The 15,143-nt window shown below is 38.8% G+C and carries 12 protein-coding genes; all 12 read right to left on the minus strand.

What is annotated here, in order from left to right:
- Positions 1-34: 34 nt before the first annotated feature.
- The 12 genes from DKG77_RS13575 to DKG77_RS13630 all read right to left on the minus strand — a co-directional run bounded on the left by DKG77_RS13575 (position 35) and on the right by DKG77_RS13630 (position 15,137).
- Positions 35-703 (minus strand): bifunctional 4-hydroxy-2-oxoglutarate aldolase/2-dehydro-3-deoxy-phosphogluconate aldolase, encoded by a 669-nt coding sequence (locus DKG77_RS13575; RefSeq protein WP_109664006.1) that lies wholly within the window; start codon positions 701-703, stop codon positions 35-37.
- Between the two features lie 8 nt (positions 704-711).
- Positions 712-1,752 carry a sugar kinase gene (locus DKG77_RS13580; RefSeq protein ID WP_109664009.1) on the minus strand — a complete coding sequence of 347 codons (1,041 nt, stop codon included), beginning with the start codon at positions 1,750-1,752 and terminating at the stop codon, positions 712-714.
- Positions 1,753-1,786: 34 nt separating this feature from the next.
- Complete coding sequence (locus tag DKG77_RS13585; RefSeq protein WP_109664012.1) at positions 1,787-2,542, minus strand: SDR family NAD(P)-dependent oxidoreductase; 756 nt, start codon at positions 2,540-2,542, stop codon at positions 1,787-1,789.
- 19 nt (positions 2,543-2,561) lie between these two features.
- Positions 2,562-3,326 (minus strand): SDR family NAD(P)-dependent oxidoreductase, encoded by a 765-nt coding sequence (locus tag DKG77_RS13590; protein WP_109664014.1) that lies wholly within the window; start codon positions 3,324-3,326, stop codon positions 2,562-2,564.
- 42 nt (positions 3,327-3,368) lie between these two features.
- Positions 3,369-4,655, minus strand: coding sequence for an MFS transporter (locus tag DKG77_RS13595; protein WP_109664017.1), 1,287 nt, complete (start codon positions 4,653-4,655; stop codon positions 3,369-3,371).
- Positions 4,656-4,885: 230 nt separating this feature from the next.
- On the minus strand, positions 4,886-5,593 hold the full coding sequence (locus tag DKG77_RS13600) for a FadR/GntR family transcriptional regulator (protein WP_109664019.1): 708 nt from the start codon (positions 5,591-5,593) through the stop codon (positions 4,886-4,888).
- Between the two features lie 188 nt (positions 5,594-5,781).
- Positions 5,782-6,699, minus strand: coding sequence for a polysaccharide lyase family 7 protein (locus DKG77_RS13605; protein ID WP_109664022.1), 918 nt, complete (start codon positions 6,697-6,699; stop codon positions 5,782-5,784).
- 52 nt (positions 6,700-6,751) lie between these two features.
- Positions 6,752-7,663: a polysaccharide lyase family 7 protein gene (locus DKG77_RS13610; protein ID WP_109664024.1), complete on the minus strand. Its 912-nt coding sequence runs from the start codon at positions 7,661-7,663 to the stop codon at positions 6,752-6,754.
- A gap of 138 nt (positions 7,664-7,801) precedes the next feature.
- On the minus strand, positions 7,802-9,760 hold the full coding sequence (locus DKG77_RS17235; RefSeq protein WP_109664027.1) for a PKD domain-containing protein: 1,959 nt from the start codon (positions 9,758-9,760) through the stop codon (positions 7,802-7,804).
- Between the two features lie 18 nt (positions 9,761-9,778).
- Positions 9,779-11,242 (minus strand): RagB/SusD family nutrient uptake outer membrane protein, encoded by a 1,464-nt coding sequence (locus DKG77_RS13620; protein WP_109664400.1) that lies wholly within the window; start codon positions 11,240-11,242, stop codon positions 9,779-9,781.
- Between the two features lie 16 nt (positions 11,243-11,258).
- On the minus strand, positions 11,259-14,363 hold the full coding sequence (locus DKG77_RS13625) for a SusC/RagA family TonB-linked outer membrane protein (protein ID WP_109664029.1): 3,105 nt from the start codon (positions 14,361-14,363) through the stop codon (positions 11,259-11,261).
- A gap of 420 nt (positions 14,364-14,783) precedes the next feature.
- A complete protein-coding gene (locus DKG77_RS13630; RefSeq protein ID WP_109664032.1) occupies positions 14,784-15,137 on the minus strand; it encodes a cupin domain-containing protein in 354 nt (117 codons plus the stop codon).
- Positions 15,138-15,143: the final 6 nt, after the last annotated feature.

Genomic DNA, 15,143 nt, shown 5'->3' on the forward strand with positions numbered 1-15,143 from the left:
GTAAAAACAGTGATGAGAAAATCTATGAACACAATTAAGCTCTTACCTTTTGTATTGTAGTCAAAGTACTTTTGACCAACTGCTCAAGGCCTTTAAAATCCTGTTTTTCAAGAATTGTTTTTGAGATCAGTTTGGACCCCATTCCCACGCAGGTCACCCCTGCATCGAACCATGCCCTTAAATTGCTCTCCTCAGTGCTCACTCCTCCCGTGGGCATAATGCTCGTCCATGGCTGTGGTCCTTTTATCGCTTTTACAAATCCGGGGCCGTAAGTGGAACCCGGAAACAGTTTTACGACCTCGCACCCCAGTTCCTCAGCCCTGTTGATCTCTCTCAATGAACCGCAGCCCGGGGACCACAGCACTTTTCTACGGTTGCAGACCATCGCGATATCCTCTCGTAAAGATGGGGTCACTATGAAGTTTGCCCCCATTTGCATGTACATTGAAGCTGCCGCACCATCCGTGATAGAACCCACTCCCATGATCATTCCAGGGAGTTCCTTTATAGCGAACTTGTTCAACTCAGAGAATACCTCAAAAGCAAAGTCGCCCCTTGCCGTGAATTCCATGAGTCGCGCCCCTCCATCATAACAGGCCCTCAATACTTTCTTGCCCAATTCTACGTCTGGATGGTAGAACAAGGGGACCATGCCCGTTTCTTGCATTACCTGTACTACTTCTATTCTTGAATATTGTGCCATTGTCCTTATTATCTTGCTACCCTGCCCGAGGCGTCCCCGCCCATCAATTTTTCCACTTCTGCAACCGTTGCCAGGTTTGCATCACCTTTTATGGTATGCTTTAGGCATGAGGCCGCCACGGCAAAGTTAAGCGCGTTCTGGTCGTCCTCGGGGTATTTCAACAATCCATAGATCAATCCCCCCATAAAAGAATCACCGCCCCCTACCCTGTCAACGATATGGGTAATCTGATACTCCGGCGACTTGAACATCGTCTCTCCATCATAGAGCACCCCTGCCCATGTGTTATGCGATGCCGATATGGAACCCCTTAGGGTGGTAATCACCTTTTTGGCTCTTGGGAACTTCTCCATCATCTGTTTACAGACAGAGAGGAAGGCCTCAGCCTTCACATGCTCTCCCTGGGTGGTAATGTCCAATCCTTCCGGCTTTATCCCAAAATGTTTCTCCGCATCTTCCTCATTTCCAAGAACGATATCGCAATACGAGGTCAGTTCGGTCATGATTGCCTCGCGGTCGCCTCCATAATTCCACAATTTGGCCCGGTAGTTCAGGTCCGTTGAAATGGTAACACCCATTTTACTGGCGGCCTGTACCGCCTCCAAACAGGCATCCGCAGCTCCCTGGGAGATTGCTGGTGTTATCCCGGTCCAATGGAACCATTCCACTCCTTTAAAAATACTGTCCCAATTGATCATACCCTTTTCTATCTCTGCGATTGCCGAGTGGGCCCTGTCATAGACCACCTTGCTCCCTCTGCTCACAGCACCGGTTTCCAAAAAATAAATCCCCAATCGATCACCGCCATATACGATCTTGTCCGTACCAACACCCCTCTTGCGCATTTCCATCAAAGCACATTGCCCAATGTCATTGTCAGGTAAACGAGTGACAAAATCAACCGGAACACCATAATTGGCCAAGGAGACCGCCACGTTGGACTCGCCCCCGCCATAGACCACATCGAAACTGTTGGCCTGAGAAAATCTCAAAAAACCAGGAGGGGCCAAACGCAACATTATTTCACCAAAGGTTACTACTTTTTTCATCTGACTAATTTAATTGATTTTGTTGTTGTAAAACTTAACTAAAGGCCAATCCTCCATTAATATCAATATTATTCCCTGTTATAAAAGATGATTCATCGGAGGCTAAATAAGCAACTAAATCCCCTATTTCAGAGGCTTGTCCTTCTCTTCTTAGAGGTGTGCCAGCCGCAACTTTGACACGTATTTCATCTTTAGTAAAATCATCATGAAATTTGGTTGCAATTAAACCGGGACAGATAGCATTAACTCTAATTCCTTTAGGACCAAGTTCTTTGGCCATTGCTCTTGTAAATGTGGTTACCGCACCTTTAGAAGACGCATATAATGAAGATCCACCACCACCACCATCTCTTGCCGCTTGAGAAGAAAGATTGATGATTGAAGCTCCATTGCCCATTAAAGGTTCAAAGGCTTGCATGACAAAAACCGTAGATTTAAAATTAACATTCATGACTAAGTCATAAAATGGCTCATCTAATTCTTGTAATGTTCTGCGTGCAAAAAGACCCCCAGCATTACTTACCAAAATATCTATTTTATTTCCAAAAGTTTCAACCACCTTTGTTTTTAAACTATTTATTTCATCTAATTTTGAGACATCTGCTTTAACAGCAATAGCTTCACCCCCAAAAGATTTTATGATATCTAAAGTTTCATTAGCTCCTGCTTCTGAATTAAAGTAGTTTACAACTACTTTAGCACCTTCTTTTGCCAGTTTAACAGATATTTCTCTACCTATGTCTCTAGCACCTCCGGTAACAACCGCTATTTTGTCTTTTAGTTTATTCATCACTACGCCGTGTAAAATATTAAATACCTAAAGCTTGTCCGCCACCAATTTGAATTGTCTCTGCTGTTATGAAAGATGCATCCTTACTTGCCAAGAAAGAAATAACACCAGCGACATCTTCCGGTTGCCCCAATCTTCCTAGCATAATATTGTTTGCCCAAGAGGCAAAAACCTCTGGTTTTGTTGCTTTAATTTGAGCATGAAAAGGTGTATCTATAGTACCTGGTGATACTGCATTTGCCCTAATCCCATATTCAGCTAAATCCTTTGCCAATGCTCTAGTTATTGCATGGACACCAGCTTTTGATGTCCCATAAATTCCGGCTCCTGGTCCACCAGCAGTCCATCCTGCATTTGAAGTGTAGTTAATTATTGAAGGATGCTCTCCTTTTTTAAGAAAGGGAATCGCAGCTCTTGAAGCAAAAAATACAGAATCAAGATTAAGTGCCATTACAAATCTGTAAAAATCTGTTGTCATTTCTTCAAACCTAGATCTTCCACCTAATCCGCCAGCATTATTGACCAACACATCTATTTTACCATATTTTTTACCAATTTTGGCAATGTTCGAAGTTACAGCTTCTTCACTTGTGACATCAAATCCGCAGTATTCAGCTTTTATCCCTTGTGCTTCAAGCTCTTTCACTCTTTCTGTTCCTATATCATCTTCTATACCATTTAAAATTACGGTATATCCATCTTTACCTAATCTTTTTGCAACTTCGAAACCTATGCCACCTGTAGCCCCCGTAACGACGGCTATTTTCCCTTCGATTTTACTCATTTATTTTATTTTTAATTCTAAAATTTGTTCTTGTTTTCTTTATTACAGTTCTACTGTTTTTCTTACTGGTCCTATGTTCTTGATCAAAGCGAAAATTGCAGCAACCCCAAGTACAACTGAAACACAGATTGCAATAAATGCCGGTGTGTACGACTGGGTTGTAATTTGACCAACAAACCAATTCATAATCATTGGTGAAACGGCAGCGATCGTGCCTGCCAGTCCTGCTAAAGTTCCAACTGAGGGCCCTCTAAATAAATCGCTTGAAATAGTTTGAATATTTCCGATTGCAAATTGGAACCCAAATAGGGCCAATCCTGCAAAATAAATGAAGGCCATAAAATTATTTTCCTTTACCAGTGTTATAATACAGACAAAGGCTATTAGTATTAGTGCACCTCCTAAGGCAATTGTTATTTTTCTTGCGGCATCTACTGAGAGCTTTTTCATTAACTGCTTGGTGAACATACCCCCAAGAATACTGCCAGCGGCCGCCATAAGGTAAGATATCCACATAGTCGCGGCGATTTCTTCAATACTTAAACCAAATTTATCATTTAAGTAAATTGGCATCCATCCTGCAAAAAACCACCAAATTGGTTCAATAAAAAACCTACACAACAATACACCCCAAGATTGCTTGTAGCTTAATATTTTTACAACACTTAGGCTTTTAACTTTGGCCTCAATATCCTCTTTACCCTTATCTATTCTACTATCAAGAATCAAGTTTCTTTCTTTCTCAGTAACCCAAGGATGCTTTTCAGGGGTTGATTTATTTAAAAACAACCATGGTATTACCCATAAAATACCTACCGCTCCCAAAATGATGTAGGTGGTTTGCCAACCAAACTTAGTATATAAGAATACTATGATAAAAGGCGCAATAACATTTCCAATGGAAGCTCCTGCATTAAAAATACCCTGCGCTATTGCCCGTTCTTTAACCGGAAACCATTCTCCATTACTTTTTACGGCGCCTGGCCAATTACCTGCTTCTCCAAGACCCAACAGCCCTCTAAAAATAGAAAGCGTAACGATACCTCTAGCAAATGCGTGAAAGGCTGAAGCAATGGACCAAATAATAATTGAAACTGTAAATCCTAAACGGGTTCCAATGGTATCGTATAACTTACCTGAGGCAAACTTACCAATGGCGTAACAAGCCATAAATACATTGAGCATAATGGCATAATCTGACTTATCCATACCTAAATCTTCACCCATTTGAGGCCAGAGCAAGGCAAATGCTGTTCTATCAATATAATTGATGACAGTAGCTATAAATATTAAGCCTATTATCCACCATCTTAAGCCTTTAACTTTCATATTAGTTGGTTTTATCGTCAACGGAATATTATAGAAATGTTGTCAAGGAAAGAACTATTGACTTTCCTATTAAACAGTCTTACAACATAAAACTTAAAAAGACAAAAACCTGATGGGTATGGTAAACCATATATTGGCAGGATCCATATTGTTCTTGTTAAGTTTTACTTCCCTCCTTTTTTTTTATGATTGAAGACAAAAGCGTGCAATTTCATCTTCTATCTCATACATTAATCCTTTGTATTATAACAGTATTGGTATAAAATTTTAAAATGAACCTTCATCTTTTCCTTGGCTATCTTAGGATCCTGATTCTTTATTGCTTGATAAATATCTTCATGCTCCTGAATACCTAAAAAAGATTGGTTGCTATCACACACATGATATTTTTCAAAATTGGTAATGATCTCTGGGGTTATGATCAACATAAAGGTGTTCATGGTACTATTCTTACTGGCATTGGCAATGGCCAAGTGAAACAACAAATCCTCCTCAACTGCATCTTGCCCATTCAATACCTTTTGTTTGTAAGCATCTAACGCTTGACGCATTTTTTCAAGGTCTTCTTCTGTTCTTCTTAGGGCAGCCAATCTTACTGTTTTTAACTCCAGTAAAATCCGTGTTTCGACAAGGGATTTAAAATCTGGATCCTCTAATCTTAATATATCATCCAACATTCCGCTCATGGCCACTCTTCCAATATTGGCGATAAAAGTGCCGCTCTGCGGCCTTGATTTTAGAATACCAAAAAACTCCAATTTTTGAATTGCCTCTCTGACGTTACTTCTGCTAACCTCAAACTTTTCCGACAGCATCCTTTCAGATGGTAGTTTGTCTCCAGGTTCTAGATTTTTATAATTTATTAAATCCCTAAGTTTAGAAATAATACCTTTCTGCACCTCTTGATTTTCATTCTTTGTAAGTATCTCAACTCTCATACTATTTTGTACAATCTAAAATTGGTTAACCAGATTGGTTTGTTAAATTTAAGCAAATTACTTTAACCCGTAAAGCATTATTTTTATTCTTATTCACTTTAATTTCCGAGTTTGGATAAAAAACCATTGGCCAAAAATTTTGGCCAATAGCTTTTGGCATTCAACTAAACTAACTCAAAAAAATATTCTTAATGTTCAACCTGTAAATCGTAATATTTTACCCGAGCATATGAACCTTCATCTGACGTTTGCAAATAATTTCCTGCTTTAAAATAGTTCTCAAAAACACCCCATTTTTCTATATCATCACTTTCATACACGACTGACTCTGTATCATTTAAAATCACCTCCATTCTTCCATCAGAAACCAAGACTTCCAATGAAAATCTATTGAACCCTACTTCTTCATTAAAATTAAAGCCTTCATCATCCGTCCATTCATCAGTGCGTAAGATGTCGGTATCGGAAACATCTGGGTTTTTTAAAACCTTGGTCTTTACCCTTACTTTACCATTTTGCCAATAAATTTTAAGCATTGGTGGCGCATTATTGTCCTTTTGTCCAATCAAATCCCTTTGTTCATTTGTCAAACGTCCATGAATCTGCATAATGATAGTTCTATGATATTTGTTATCTGAATCTTTAGAAATATCGTCCATTGCCAATGTTCCTTTAAGCCTTCCTCCTTGGGAAAATGTCCAATTAACCGAGTTGCTCCCAGGTTCCATTTGTTCCCTGAGCTCTGTTCTTGACCTAGAAGAGTTTGCCGTAGTGGCTCCAGGGTAGGTGTAGAAAACCAAAGCACCATCAATAGAGTCATTATACATGAACGGTTTTAGCTTTTCATTGGTAGCATATTCCAATATTTCTGGAGGTTTTACTTCGTCTGGGCGCCCTATTGGAAGCGTTACTTTCCAATTGCTCAAATCAATTTCCGGCAGTATAAAAGAAGTTTCTTCTGTATCTGGCTCTGGACTTTCTACAACATCATTTGCAGGCTCGTCTTTTGAAACTTCGATTTCTTTTTCTTGAGAAATTGCGCTGTTTTCCTGACAAGAGCCAAGAATCAACAAAAGACAAATAAGATAGGGCAACCTTTTAAACATGGTGTATTTGGATTAAAACAGTTATTCTTTTTTATGTATTGCTTTGAATTTTTTAGTGCTCAACGGATAATTCATAAAACTTTACTCTTGCATACGCACCTTTATCCCTTGATTGGAAATAATTACCCGCTTTAAAGTAGTTTTCAAACACTCCCCAGCGCTTAATACTGGGGCTATCGTAAACGAAAAACTCATTTTTGTTGAGCGAGACAACCATTTTTCCATCAGTGACCTTAACTTCCAAATTAAACTTCCTAAAACCGACTTCTTCTTCAAAGTTTCTTCCTTTATCATCCTTCCATGCTTCCTTGTATAAAATTCCTTTGGAAGAAACCGATGGATTCACAAGCTCCTTGGTCTTCACCCTAATTTTGCCATTTTGCCAGTAAATCTTTAAAATAGGCGGAGCATTATTGTCTTTTTGTTCTATCAAATCACGCTGCTCATTGGTCAATCTACCATGAATTTGGAGTACGATAACTTTGTGGTACTTCCCTTTTTTGTCCCTACTGACTTTGTCCATGGCAATTTTGGCTTTAAGGGTCCCTCCTTGTGCGAATGTCCAGTTTACGTTATCATCACCTGGAACCATCTGCTCCCTAAGTTCTGATCTGGAATATTTTGTATTTGCCGTGGTGGCATTTGAAGGGTATGCATAAAAAACCAAAGCGCCTGAAGTGGAATCATTATACATATAAGGCTTTAACGTCTCATTTTTTGCATAATCCAAAATCTGGGGCGGCTCTACACTTACCGCTCCTCCTTTGCCTTTGCCTTCAGGAATGGTTACCTTCCAATGGCTTAAATCAATTTTAGGAAGTTTTATCTTTTTCTTCTTTTTATTGCGTTTTTCAACTTTGCTATCCGATTCTGCAACATTACTTCTCTTGTTCTGAGAAGTAACACTAACAGTAAGAAATACCATTAAAAAAAGTGCTATAGTTTTCTTTCGGAAAATTTTCATTTAATACATTTAATTATCAGGCGTAATAGCTACGTACTCAGTTCTTATTTCTCTATCTCCACTGTTATATAACCACCCAGTCCCAAATGTAAGGCCTGGGTGGTTTTTAGTCTAAAAACAATTTTGTATCCCTAATTATTAGTCAGTGATTTCTATGTTATCAAAGAAGGCCTCAGCAACATTATCCACAACATCTATATTTCTAACATAAATAACTATCTCATTTGTGGATGCCGTAAATTGAAACGTGTGGGTAGCGTATGCATCTCCATCAGTATCGAAAATATTCGGAATTGCGAAGTAGGCGTCAATAGCTGCATCAGAGGTAGATGCATTAATACCTGTCTCATCCGCGATTTCGGTATTCAATATAAATACCTCCGAAGTTATTCCGCCAGCAGTAGTCCTTGCATCAATAGAGAACGTATATGTTGACCCTTGCTGAACTGTTACTACTTGATACAGACGACGGCCTGTCTCATCCAATTTTGCTCCTCTAGTACCATTGTTTCCATCACTGGTAGAGCCAGCTTGCTCGCTGTCATCACCATATTCCGTTTCCAGCCAACTATCCAAAGCACCATTATCCCAAAGAGGGTCGTAAGGGCTTGGAACTGTGTTTCCGTCATTATCTACTACCGTACTATTAGGAGTCATATCCCAAGCATCCGCATTATCACCGGTGTTAACTGTAAACTCATCAAAAGTACCATTAAGAACCTGTACAACAAATCCTTGAGATACCACAATATCTTCTGTAGCTACATGAGAATTACCAGTTATGCTGGTCGCAGTTAATGTCACAGTGAAAATCCCATCTTCAGTGTACGTATGTGAAGGATCCATTCCAGTAAATTGGAACCCATCTCCGAATTCCCATAATAGGGACACAGCGCCTTCTGAAGCATCCATGAAAGTATACGTTCTATAATCGCCAGCATCTACCTGAGAAGTAAAGTCTGCTGTAACCGGCGCTAGTATATTAATTGTTTTACTTAATTCCGTAGATAAATTAGATTCGTTTATGGCAGTAAGTGTTACTGTATATTCTGCTGCTTCTGCATAAACATGGGTTGGAGATTCTTCTGTTGAAGTATTTCCATCACCAAAATCCCATTCATAGTTCACAGCACCTGTTGATGAATTAGTGAATGTATATTCTAAGAAATTAATTTCACTTTGCACCGCATCAAAACCTGCTGAAGGCGGCACTGCACCGGCAGCTCCCACATCAATGGTGAAATCATCAAGTCTAGCTTCAACTCCTCCATTAGTGAAAAAGATTGCAACGGTATTGTTGACTCCCGAATTAAAGGACAGCTTCTGCTGCACATAAACATCAGGTTCAGAATCATCCGTCACGGTTACAGAAGCGATTACTCCATCTAAAGCTTCTTCTTGAGTACTAAAAGGTCCATTCTCCGTAACGCCCAACACAGCAACAATTAGCGAAGGGTCTGACGAACCACTCAACATAGTGTACCAGAATCTCAAATCATAGTTTGTATCAGGTTCCACGGTAATTTCTTGATAACCAACGCGATCCCCTGCCGGAACAGGTAACTTAGCACCTTGGTCTCCAAATGTTACCGGGCTACCTGTTATCTGAATAACACCGCCTAAGTCGCTATTTCTCCAAGAATCTCGACCATCACCACCACCTTCTGGTAACGTGTCGTCTTCAAAACCTGGCTCTAGAATGATGGGTTGGAATGGACCTTCGACAACTATAACTTCAATTGTGGAACTACCTGTTTCACCATTGCCATCTATAGCGGTCAATGTTACAGAGTAGGTGCCTTCTCCATCTTCAAATGTAAATAAGGGATCCTCTTCGGTTGAAGTATTTCCACCTCCAAAATCCCATGAGAATGTAGAAGCCTCAGCGGAAAGGTTAGTGAATTTAATCGTTCTAAAATCATCCTGAATGGGAGCGTAAGAAAAATTAGCTTCAGGAAATATGGTGTCCGCTTTGGAATTAGCGTCTGGTAGATCATCTCTAAAAAGGCTTTCATCACAACTAGAAATACAGCTAGCTATAACAAAACTCAAGAGTAACAATGTTGTTTTACGGAAAATATATATCTTATTTTTCATAGTTAACGTTTCTAAATATTAATATCCTGGGTTTTGTGTTAAAAGGCCTTCGCTTATATTTATTTCTCTTGCGGGAATTGGCAATAGTAAGGCTCTTGAACTATAGATATAACCCATTTCAGCAGCATGAGCAGTCAATACGGCATCTGCAACTCCAAATCTTAACAAATCAAACCAGCGCTGATTCTCAAATGCAAGTTCTACCCGTCTTTCAAGTAAAAGTTCATCTTTTGATATACTTGATATTAAATTTGGAGCGGTATCTGGAAATGCTCTATCTCTTACCCTTTGAAAAGAAGTCAATGCTCCTGGGGCACTAGTTGAGGCACCTCCTGCCATAATTGCTTCTACATGCATCAATAGTACATCTGCAAAACGCATGGCAATGTAATCGTTACCGGCATTACGCGCATTTGGTCCATAAGGATCAGGATCCGCATTCACATCAAATCCATCAGGGAAGAACTTGGCCACTTCATTTTCATCAGGTGCAAGTGACCCATCAAAATCGGTAATGGAAGTTGCTGTTCTAATTCCCCCATTGGAACCAAAAACTATTCTAAGATTATCATTTACAATGTTTTGACCATCCTCTCTACCAGCACGAACTGCAGAAGTAAATTCAGATGAAAAACTTTGGCTTTCATTGGCATCACCTGATTGATATTGAATTGCAAAAATAATTTCATCATTCAATTCTGAATAGAACACATCTGAATAATCACTTTCCAAATCAAATTCCCCACTATTAATAATGGCTTCGCACAATTGTTGTGCGCCCGTGTAATTAGGACTTGCTTGGGTCAAATACACTTTTGCCAATAAAGCCTGGGCCGCAGCTCTAGAGGCTCTTGATTTAAATGAATTATCTAAAACGCCAACGGCTTCCAGTAAATCCTCTACAATTTGCGCATAAATCTGAGCTTCAGGTATTCTGGTAAAAAGAGCTTCTTTATCCGTAGGCCCAACCACTTCGGTTACCAAAGGCACATCACTAAACAGCCTAACCAATTTAAAGTAGGCATATGCTCTTAAAAATTTAGCCTCTGCCGTATAACGTGCCTGATTACTTGCGTCTGCAACATCAATAAAGTTCAAGACATTATTCGCCCTAAAAATTACTTCATACATAGATTGATAAAAATCTTCAGATTCCACATTATTGGCATTAACCACATACCTGTGAAAATCAGACTTTGAACCTTCCAGAGTTGCGTTTCTTGTATTATCAGTGCGATGCTCGGTCAAAAGGTGTTCAAATTGTATACCTCTGTTAGCATTACCAATATTAGTTACAGTGTTTTCATTGGTACCTTGAATGGCATCATAGATTCCTATAACCCCGGCCAACACATCTTCATCAGATTGGAAGAACGAATCCACTGCAACTGCCGTATCTGGCAATGGATTTAAAAAATCATCGCTACAGGCAAGAAAACTGAGCCCGATAATTGCAAAGACTAAATATTTTATATGTTTCATTGTTTGTTTTTTTAAATTAAAAATCAACGTTAAGACCCAGTGTTACGGTTCTAAATATAGGTGTACCTGCTCTTTGAGAACCGTATGCTCTAGGGTTATTACCATCTACATGTTCTGGGTTGAAACCATGATAATCATCTGCAGTGATATAAACCAAGTTCTGAGCAGTGGCATAAAGTCTTAACCCTGACAGTCCTAATTTTGAAGTGAGATCGTTTGGAAAATTGAACCCAAGGTTTACGTTACGTAATGAAAAATAATCTGCGCTTGCAATTACTTCACTTGTCAACACCTTTTCTTGAATGAAAGATGTATGTGGAACAAGGCCATCGGCAACAGCCTGTAATTCACCCCCACTCCTGGTTCTGTTACCAAACCAATTGTAGAAATATTGATCTCCTATATTGTTTACCTGAGCCCCTAGACTTCCTTGAACTTGAAATGAGAAATCAAAGGCTCCAATTCTAAAGTCATTGGTAAGACTGTATAATAAATCTGGATAAGGGTCTCCTAAAATAGTTTTGTCTTCTTCTGTAATTATTCCATCTCCATTTAGATCTTTAACTATTGTATCATCAGCTTGACCGTTAATTCGATTCCAAGGGTTGTCAACATAAGTCGTTCTATACTCAGTATCATCATAAGCATCTGTATCCACTACATAACCCCAGAAAGATGATATAGGTTCACCTATTCTGTTAATCCATTGTGAATTTCTACCATAAGTATCTTCAATTAACGCATTGTTGGAATCACCAAAACTCAACAATTCATTTTGGTTGGTAGATGCGATCAAAGTAGAACTCCAACTAAATTTCTCCTTAATAATGTTTTTGGTTCTTAACTCAAGTTCCAATCCTCTGTTCCGCACTTCACCTAAGTTCACTATACCTGCGGAAAATCCAGTAATGTAAGATACTGGGTTATTTAACAGTAATTCATCACTGGTCCTTTGGTAATAATCCAGGGATCCCGATATTCTGTTATTGAATAATCCATAATCCAACCCAACGGTGAATTCTTCCGAAGCTTCCCATTGCAATAATGCATTTGCAATGTTAAGTGGTGAAACGCCTGCATCTACACTGCCATCAACAACAGCATTTGAATTTTGCAGTAAAGCTAGATAAGGCCAAGCATTTACAATTGCATTGCCTACATTAAAGTTCTCAGCTCCTGTAAGGCCGTAACTGGCTCTAAACTTCAAATTATTTACAACATCGCTGTTCATTAAGAAGTTTTCTCTAGCCACATTCCAACCTATGGATACCGCAGGGAAATTACCATACTTAGAGTTTACGCCAAAAACCGAACTACCATCCCTTCTAAAAGAGGCATTGAATAAATACTTATTCTTATAAGCGTAATTAATCCTACCAAAGTAACCTACTTTTCTTAGTTCAGTATTGATTTCAGAATAACTAGCTATTGCCGTTGCGCCTTGTAGATTTTTAAGCAAATCATTGGAATATCCATTACCAGTGGTAATGCTCTCTTCAGATTTTCTTTGCTGTACGGTCATACCTGCTAGAAAATTGAAATCATGGTCCTCACCAAATGTTCTGGTATAGTTTAATGTATTATCTGAAATCAGTCTGGTACGGAATCTATTCTGTAAATTATACTGAGCCCTGCTATTACCAGCTGCATGATGCCTTGTACCGTCCCATCTTCTTCTTGTTCTTTGTTCCAAAGTAACCCCTAAAGATGTTTTTGCCGTTAGTCCATCTAAAATTTCGTAGCTAAAATATGTAGAGCCAAACAACTTGGTGTTATCCTCATAATGTTCTCTCTCAACATATTGTGCAAATGGATTTGAATCACCCGAAGTACGGGGTCTTTCTGTATTTCCATCATTGTCAAAGTCCCTGTTCTCTAAATGATTTTCAAAGAAGTAATCGCCAACCCCAACATCTGGATAGTTACCTCGATTAATGAATTGAAGTGTTTCTTCTGTATGATAAATAGGTAACCAAGGGGATTGACGTATTGGGTTATGTATTGATGTTGGCAATCGTCTTTGCTCTGTAAAAGATGGCGAAGCTCTAAGTCCAAATCTTAATTTATCAGTTAATTTAGTATCTAACTTCAAATTTGCAGTGTACAGTGTATAGTCATCCGTAATTACAACACCTTCATCATGAAGTGACCTTAAAGATGCACTGAACTTAGTATTCTCAGAACCTCCTCTTGCGGAAAAAGAATGACTTATAACGTTTCCACCGTCAAAGAAAACATCTTGCCAATCTCTGTCAATTCCAGTAATATTAACCAATGCCTGAGCGTATAGAGTTTCACCTGAAAGTGTTCCGGTCGCTGCTTGCTCTATTACCGCCCAGTCAGCAACACTCTTTCTGTAATCATCGCTCCCGTGTGCGTCTTTAAAGCCGGTGTAGGCTTGATAGCTAAATTGTGTTTTCCCTGCCTTACCACTCTTAGTAGTAATCAAAATTACACCATTGGACCCTTCACTACCATAAATAGCGGCAGATGCTGCATCTTTTAAAACTTCAAAAGATTCCACATCATTCATATCAATATTGGCGAAAAATTCTGAGCTTACAACTATACCGTCAATCACCAGTGCAGGGCCAGAATCGGCAGTTATTGATCCTACACCTCTAATCGTAATAGTAGGAGCACCACCTGCTTCAGCATTAGTTGCTTGGATATTAACCCCAGATACCTGACCAATTAAGGCTTCGTCCACCCTAGACACCGCAATTTGGTCCAAATTATCATTCACGACTTTAGAAATGGACCCTGTCAAAGTGGATTTCTTCTGTGTTCCGTAACCAATGACGACAACCTCATCTAGTTCGCTTGTATCCTCTTGAAGTATTATATTAATAGATGTTTGTCCATTAATAATTACAGCTTGTGTTGCATAACCTATATAGGAAAACTGCAATACATCCCCATTTGAAACCTGAATGGAATAATTACCGTCAAAATCGGTTTGAGTTCCTCTTGTCGTATTCAAAACAATAACATTCGCTCCAGGAATTGGAACGTTGTCTGTATCGGTCACTGTGCCTGCAAGACTGTAGCTGTCTTGGGCAAATAATTGAATATTGGACAACAATATTGCAATTAAAAGTAGTTTCGTTTTTAAATTCATTAGTTTTAGTTAGTTCAATTATTTGTGTCAATTAACATTCCCATTCCATTCACGTAGCGTAGTCGTGATGGCATCCCACTTTCACTAATAAAACACGTTTAGTCAATAAATTAAATTTCCTTAATTTTGACATATGCATTTTTTAAGTAAAAGTGTATCAGTTTAAGTATTACTTCCCTCCAAAGAAGTGATATCATCTAAAGGATAGGCGTGCACCTATCCTTTTTTTTATTGCGTTATGTTTTCATAATAGTGTTACTTTTATTGGTATTCCAAACTGGTTGACCAAATTGGTTGACCAAATATATGTTATATAAAGGTTAAAAAAAAACCTATTTTCAATTAAAATGTTAAAATTTTATGGTTTTGAGCAATTAAAGCTCTCTAAAACATCAAGAATTGATTTTCGGATATCTTTTTTTAGCGGTTTATCATAAAATCTTCACGAATGGGACTAAACACATCAATTAAAAACCCCGCTTCCAAGCAAACAGCTCCGTGCATTACATGGGGGGGAATATAAAATGAATCTCCAGTATTGAGTATTTTGGTCTCGTTCCCAATGGTAAGTTCAAAGGAGCCGCTTACTACATAGGTAACCTGAGAATGATGATGCTCATGCATAACACCAATAGCTCCCTTAGCAAACTTTACATTCACCAACATTATCTTATCATCGTATCCCATTATTTGCCTTTCTAAACCTTCCCCAACAGTTTCCCATGGGATTTCCTTTCCAAACAAAAATTCCTTACTTGACCCAAAACTTTCCATAATTAA

This window comes from Flagellimonas aquimarina (assembly GCF_003149745.1).
GTDB lineage: Bacteria > Bacteroidota > Bacteroidia > Flavobacteriales > Flavobacteriaceae > Flagellimonas > Flagellimonas aquimarina.

Coding starts and splice junctions, on each gene's coding strand:
- DKG77_RS13575 (WP_109664006.1), bottom strand. CDS start 703: ATGGCACAATATTCAAGAATAGAAGTAGTACAGGTAATGCAAGAAACG.
- DKG77_RS13580 (WP_109664009.1), bottom strand. CDS start 1,752: ATGAAAAAAGTAGTAACCTTTGGTGAAATAATGTTGCGTTTGGCCCCT.
- DKG77_RS13585 (WP_109664012.1), bottom strand. CDS start 2,542: ATGAATAAACTAAAAGACAAAATAGCGGTTGTTACCGGAGGTGCTAGA.
- DKG77_RS13590 (WP_109664014.1), bottom strand. CDS start 3,326: ATGAGTAAAATCGAAGGGAAAATAGCCGTCGTTACGGGGGCTACAGGT.
- DKG77_RS13595 (WP_109664017.1), bottom strand. CDS start 4,655: ATGAAAGTTAAAGGCTTAAGATGGTGGATAATAGGCTTAATATTTATA.
- DKG77_RS13600 (WP_109664019.1), bottom strand. CDS start 5,593: ATGAGAGTTGAGATACTTACAAAGAATGAAAATCAAGAGGTGCAGAAA.
- DKG77_RS13605 (WP_109664022.1), bottom strand. CDS start 6,699: ATGTTTAAAAGGTTGCCCTATCTTATTTGTCTTTTGTTGATTCTTGGC.
- DKG77_RS13610 (WP_109664024.1), bottom strand. CDS start 7,663: ATGAAAATTTTCCGAAAGAAAACTATAGCACTTTTTTTAATGGTATTT.
- DKG77_RS17235 (WP_109664027.1), bottom strand. CDS start 9,760: ATGAAAAATAAGATATATATTTTCCGTAAAACAACATTGTTACTCTTG.
- DKG77_RS13620 (WP_109664400.1), bottom strand. CDS start 11,242: ATGAAACATATAAAATATTTAGTCTTTGCAATTATCGGGCTCAGTTTT.
- DKG77_RS13625 (WP_109664029.1), bottom strand. CDS start 14,363: ATGAATTTAAAAACGAAACTACTTTTAATTGCAATATTGTTGTCCAAT.
- DKG77_RS13630 (WP_109664032.1), bottom strand. CDS start 15,137: ATGGAAAGTTTTGGGTCAAGTAAGGAATTTTTGTTTGGAAAGGAAATC.